We start from the raw sequence: 5,851 nt of genomic DNA on the forward strand, positions 1-5,851 counted from the left end.
GTTGAAAAATCCACTTAGTGCCGTTACCAAGAAGTTTCTGCAAAGTAGCGGGTTGTTTGGGAGCCTGAATTTCTGATTGTAAAGCTTCAGGCTCAGATGTCGGCTGGCTTTCGTTAAAAGGCCCTGCACTATTGAGCAAAACTAAACCAGCCGCACTGTCGGGACGTTGGGCTGCAACACATAGACTAGCGTAGCCACCAAGGGAATTACCCGCTAATACTGCTTTTTGACCAATTACTTCACTGATAAAATCATGGAGTTGGTCGCGCCACAAGTCGGCGCTATACTGCAATTTCGGTTTTGCCGATCGCCCGAATCCCAAAAGGTCGATCGCAAATACTTCAAAATTTTGACACAATCCTATGATATTCTTGCGCCAGTGGTCTGTGGAAGCACCAAATCCATGTACCAAAAGCAAGGGCGGACGTTGCGCTTGCTTCTCGGACGCACGCACATAATAAACGTTATGCCCGCGCCACTGCCAATATTTACCAGGAATTGGGGTTGTAGAGGGGGCTGTATTTGCCTGCATGATTCAAAGAATTGTTAAGTAGCTTTAATAATTGTAGGCTAGGTGGGGAGTGGGGAGTGGGGGGAGCAGGGGGAGATGAGGGAGCAGGGGGAGATGAGGGAGCAGGGGAGGCAGGGGGAGAATGACGAATGACAAATGACAAAGGACAAAGGACAAATGACAAATGACAAATGACAAATAACAAATGACAAATAACAAATTAATTACAGGCAAAACTAAGCTATTAGGGGTAATTGGATATCCAGTTGAACATTCGCTGTCGCCAGCGATGCATAATGCTGCGATCGCTAATTTGGGATTAGACTACGTTTATCTTCCCTTTCCTATAGCACCACAGAATTTAGAAATAGCGATCGCAGGTTTCGCGGCTATTGATGTTGTCGGTTTTAATGTGACAATACCTCATAAGCAGGCAATTATGCCTCTCCTCTCAAAAATTACCCCTGTTGCTCAAGCTATAGGCGCAGTGAATACTGTTAGTCGCCAAAATAATCAATGGGTGGGGACAAACACAGATATAGAAGGATTTATCGCTCCTTTGCAGACGACGTATCAGCAAGATTGGACTCAGAAGGTAGCAGTAATTTTAGGCAATGGTGGCGCAGCTAGAGCAGTTGTAGCAGGTTGTCACCAGCTAGGTTTTGCGAAAATTCATGTTGTTGGGCGTAATGTGCAAAGATTACAGGAATTTGGCAATAGTTGGAACAATTCATCTATAAGTGAAAATTTACAAGTTCATCAATGGGAAGAATTGTCAAAGCTAATTCCCCAAGTTAATCTGCTGGTAAACACAACCCCCATAGGTATGTATCCCAAGGTTCATGAGTCGCCTTTGAGCGTAGAAGAAATAGCGAATTTACCAAAGGGTGCGATCGCTTACGATTTAATATATATTCCGAAACCGACGCAATTTCTAGAGCAGGCAGAAAAACAAGGTGCAATTGCGATCGATGGCTTAGAAATGCTAGTTCAACAAGGGGTAGCAGCATTAAAAATTTGGTTGCAGCAAGAAATAGTGCCTGTAGAAGTGATGCGCCAAGCATTGCAAAAGCATTTAGGTTTAGGTTGATGGAGAAATAATTATCCTGAACTAGATTGCCTTTAGTAACGGCTTTTTAAAATGCGTAAGTAGCTCGTCGTAGACATCGCTTATATCATGTCCGATAAATTACTTGTGATATGTCATTGCGAGTGGAACGAAGTGAAACGAAGCAATCACAACGTCTGGAGCGATTGCTTCACTCCGTTCGCAATTGACTTGTGTTTAACCGGACGTGATATTACTCACTCTTTTACAATAATCATCCCTATACAGCAGTTTTCATTTATTTAAACCACATCTATCGTAGGGGCACGAGCCAGCTCATACGTGTCAACTTAACGTAAAAGCCATGTCCCGCAAGGAACTGAAGTTCCTTGCTAATAGCCAAAGTCATCTTTAGATGACTAAATAATCCGAAAAATTTTTAGTCTACTTTAGTAGACTTTAGCTATGAGCCGCTGAAATTCATTTCTGGGCGGGCGTGGAAGCCAACAGATAAACGATTTTTAGCTTAAGTTGACACCAATGAGCATTGCTGTGCCCTTACGCATAGTCTACTTAACTGAAAATAGCTGTAATATAGTTAGGACTTACGCACGCTCTACGAATTCTTGGCGTTCTTGGCGTCTTGGCGGTTCGATAAATTAAGCTTTTGGGCGATTTTTGCGTAAGTCCTAATAGTTATGCTAACCACAATCATTACACCCACCCCGCCAAAGCTATGCTTTGTCTCCCCTCCCCGCTTGCGGGGAGGGGATTAAGGGGTGGGGTTCTTCGGGTTTAATAAGCAATCGAGCAGACATGATATAACTATTGCCAAACTTAGCATTGGCGGATAAATTGTACTTATTTTGAGTCGTTATTACCGTTATTTCATATATGTTCCTTAAACCCAAAATCTTTTTATCATGGCTTGCATTCTTACTCAGTTTTGCAAGCCTATTTCTTAGTTCTTGGATTATTCTTCCGGCTCCAAATATGTTTTTACTCACCCTAGCAGTAGGAGCGCCAGAAGTCAGTCCTTGGTTATTATTATTAAATTTGCTCTCTTTATCACTTGCTTTTTTCTACATCCGTCGCCGTAAATTACAACGTTTAGCTTGTATTTTCAGCTTAATAGGATTGCTAATTTGTGCATGGGTGCTAGTGAATATTCCACCAACTCAAATGCAGATGGCTAAAGCGATGAAACAAGGATTGGGAGCAAATTATCTAGAGCAAATTCCAGTCCAAGTAAGGGCAAAGATGCAAACCCATCCCTTTGATTTAGTTAATTCCTTCCAGGGTATTGCACTAGCTAAAACACGTCATCAAAAAGATATTCTTTTTGCTTCTCCTGCGGGAGTGTCTTTAAAAATGGAAGTTTATCAACCCTCAGAGGTTGGGAAATATCCAGCAGTGGTAATAATTTATGGTGGAGCTTGGCAATATGGCAACCCTCACGCAAATTCCGAGTTTAATCAATATATCGCTGATCAGGGATATACGGTATTTGCGATCGCCTATCGACACGCACCTAAATATCAGTTTCCAGTTCAGTTAGATGATGTGCGTACAGCCCTAAATTTTATTCGCAAACATGCAGCAAAATATGAAGCCGATCCAGAACGTATGGTACTTTTAGGGCGTTCTGCGGGAGCGCACTTAGCAATGTTAGCGGCTTATCAACCAGATGCACCACCCATTCGTGGTGTAGTGAACTATTACGGGCCTGTTAATTTAACGGAGGGCTACAAAACACCACCAAATCCCGATCCTATCAACACCCGCGCTGTTTTAAAAGCATTTCTCGGTGGTTCTTTAGAAGAATTGCCTAATCAGTATGAAATTGCTTCACCGATACATTATCTGACGCACCCTTTACCACCAACTTTATTAATTTACGGCAGTCGCGATCATTTGGTAGAAGCGCGATTTGGCAGACAGATGTATCAACGTTTACATGATTCTGGTAATACTGCGGTTTTTCTGGAAATTCCTTGGGCAGAACACGCTTTTGATGCCGTTTTCAATGGTGTGAGCAATCAATTAGCGTTATATTATACTGAAAGATTTTTGGCGTGGGCGTTGTTTAAGCAATAAGACTTGTCGAAGTTCATCAAAGGTTTTCATCACATCTCATCCTTGCAACACTTTAGCAGCAGTTAACTGAAGATTAGCAAAAATTGAAGAGACAATCGCACTTTCTCCCTGATAAACTCGCTCATCATAAAATCCCTCTACCCATTCCAAAACCGTCACCTTTTGGGCGATAGGATCAACAATCCAATACTCAGCAATTCCCCGCGCCGCATACTCCGAACGCTTATAACGATAATCCCGATTTTCCTGATTCGGACTCACCACCTCAACCACCAACAACGGTGGCGGCATATCCATCAAAATTATAGATCGCGTAGCTCCTTGCATTACCTTGGCTAACTCCTCAGAATACACCACCAAATCAGGCACACGTACCCCTATCTGTCGGCTATGCACAGCTACCTCTGCCTTCATCCGCAACTGATAAGATGGAATTCCCAATTGCAAGAAACAAGTAACTAAAAACATCGCTATCCGTTGATTAATATCACTTTCTGAAGGCATGGGTATTAGTTCTCCATTTTCTAATTCATATAAAGTATCCGTCCCATCGTTATAAGAAAGGAATTCTTCAAAGGTCATCTTTTTAGCGGGTGCAACTATCATTGCTTTTTCTCCCATAGTTAGCTTGTATTGATTATTTTAACAATGCCTCTAATTTCTCCATCCCCTGCTGAATCTCCGTCTCGGGAGCAATGCTCTAACAGTAAGATGGGAAAGCAGGGCAATACTGCGTAGGTTTTGAAGATTTGTAGGTTGGGTTGAACGAAGTGAAACCTAACAAAGCCCTGGAAATGTTGGGTTTCGTTCCTCAACCCAACCTACACATTTTTATTTTTTAGCCAAAACCTACGCAGTATTGGGAAGCAGGGGGAGAGGAATAATTAAGTGTATTTATGGAAATTTTAGTAGTAAAAATACTAAATTTTCTCTTTGCTCCCCCTGCTTTGCCTTCAGTGGCTTGACGAGAGGTGGAACCTCTTAGAATACGTTCCCAGCCTGGAGGCTGGGAACGAGGTAACATAAACCTTTGGGCTTTACAAGCGTGCCATTCGGCTCATTAATGGAGTTCAAAGGCTCATTAATGGAGTTCAAAGGCTCATTAATGGAGTTCAAAGACTCATTAATGGAGTTCAAAGACTCATTAATGGAGTTCAAAGACTCATTAATGGAGTTCAAAGACTCATTAACGGAGTTCAAAGACTCATTAACGGAGTTCAAAGACTCATTAACGGAGTTCAAAGACTCATTAACGGAGTTCAAAGACTCATTAATGGAGTTCAAAGACTCATTAACGGAGTTCAAAGACTCCTAACTCCTAACTCCTAACTATTTCTTCGGCCAGCGCCAGTTATAGCGATTCCATTCGTAGATGCCCTGAATTTCATACTCAGCGCCGTTGAAGAAGCGGACGACGCAGTTAGTAGAGGTATCATCACCGTTGCTAATTTCCTCGACCTTAATCACCATACAGGGAAACCATTCGCGCTTACAAGGGCCATCTTCTTGCACCCATTCCCATAGTGCGTTGGAAACTTCAATGCGATCGCCTACTCTTAGCTTTAGTGCATCCTCAAAATAAGAATACTTATCAAAATGATATGACTCTACACGATTGAGCCACTGTAAACCATAGCGTTGCCGTATAAATTGTACTGTTCCAGAGTCATTCTCCAGTAGCCAGTCGTTGAGTAATTGCACTTTCCAAGTGCGGTTGCGTTGTTCTTCATCCTTAACAAATTGTAAAAATGCTTCTAACTCCTCTGGGGTAAGTTCGTCTAAGGGATTAGCAATAGCTGATGCTCTAGAGGCAGAATTTCCCTGAATTTGCTTGACGACTTGCAGTAATATCTCTTTCTGCGTGTCAGTGAGAGGACAGCTTGCTGCATCACAATCATTAAAGGCTGCGAGCATAGATGCTTCAATCTCATCTGGAGTCATAAGTTAATAGCAATTGAGGGTATTTCCCTAATTATTACAAAGGTTAAATTAAAGTCTTCAATCCCTTGTAGTGAAATTCAGGTAAGCTGAGATTATAAGTTACATATCGTTAGATTAAGCCACGGAGTCTTTTATGCGCTTGCGCTCACTCACGGTCGTTTTTATTTCCTGTCTCATCACCTTTCTATCGTGGGTGAGCATTCCCCCTGCTGTAGCGTTGACACAGATTAGATTATTTGATGTTTCCTATAAAG

At 42.1% G+C, this 5,851-nt stretch carries 6 protein-coding genes; 2 read left to right on the top strand and 4 right to left on the bottom strand.

The features are described 5' to 3' along the window. A partial coding sequence (locus LC574_RS22760) for an alpha/beta fold hydrolase (RefSeq protein ID WP_229455804.1) occupies window positions 1–532 on the bottom strand: 532 nt, incomplete at its 3' end. Window positions 533–716: 184 nt separating this feature from the next. Here LC574_RS22760 and LC574_RS22765 point away from each other — a divergent pair. Both LC574_RS22765 and LC574_RS22770 read left to right on the top strand, forming a co-directional pair. Next, the gene (locus LC574_RS22765; RefSeq protein ID WP_229455805.1) at window positions 717–1,601 is read left to right on the top strand and encodes a shikimate dehydrogenase; all 885 of its coding nucleotides are present in this window, start codon (window positions 717–719) and stop codon (window positions 1,599–1,601) included. Between the two features lie 852 nt (window positions 1,602–2,453). After that, entirely contained in the window at window positions 2,454–3,656 is a 1,203-nt protein-coding gene (locus LC574_RS22770) for an alpha/beta hydrolase (RefSeq protein ID WP_229455809.1), read from the top strand. Between the two features lie 36 nt (window positions 3,657–3,692). Here the strand turns inward: LC574_RS22770 and LC574_RS22775 are convergent, their stop codons facing one another. The 3 genes from LC574_RS22775 to LC574_RS22785 form a co-directional block, all read right to left on the bottom strand. Then, entirely contained in the window at window positions 3,693–4,262 is a 570-nt protein-coding gene (locus LC574_RS22775; protein ID WP_229455811.1) for a Uma2 family endonuclease, read from the bottom strand. A 375-nt stretch (window positions 4,263–4,637) separates the two neighbouring features. After that, window positions 4,638–4,961: a hypothetical protein gene (locus LC574_RS22780; RefSeq protein ID WP_229455813.1), complete on the bottom strand. Its 324-nt coding sequence runs from the start codon at window positions 4,959–4,961 to the stop codon at window positions 4,638–4,640. Window positions 4,962–4,985: 24 nt separating this feature from the next. Continuing rightward, window positions 4,986–5,597, bottom strand: a complete 612-nt coding sequence (locus LC574_RS22785; protein ID WP_229455814.1) for a hypothetical protein — start codon at window positions 5,595–5,597, stop codon at window positions 4,986–4,988. Between the last annotated feature and the right edge of the window lie 254 nt (window positions 5,598–5,851).

It is taken from the genome of Nostoc sp. CHAB 5715 (assembly GCF_020829685.1).
Lineage (GTDB): Bacteria > Cyanobacteriota > Cyanobacteriia > Cyanobacteriales > Nostocaceae > Nostoc.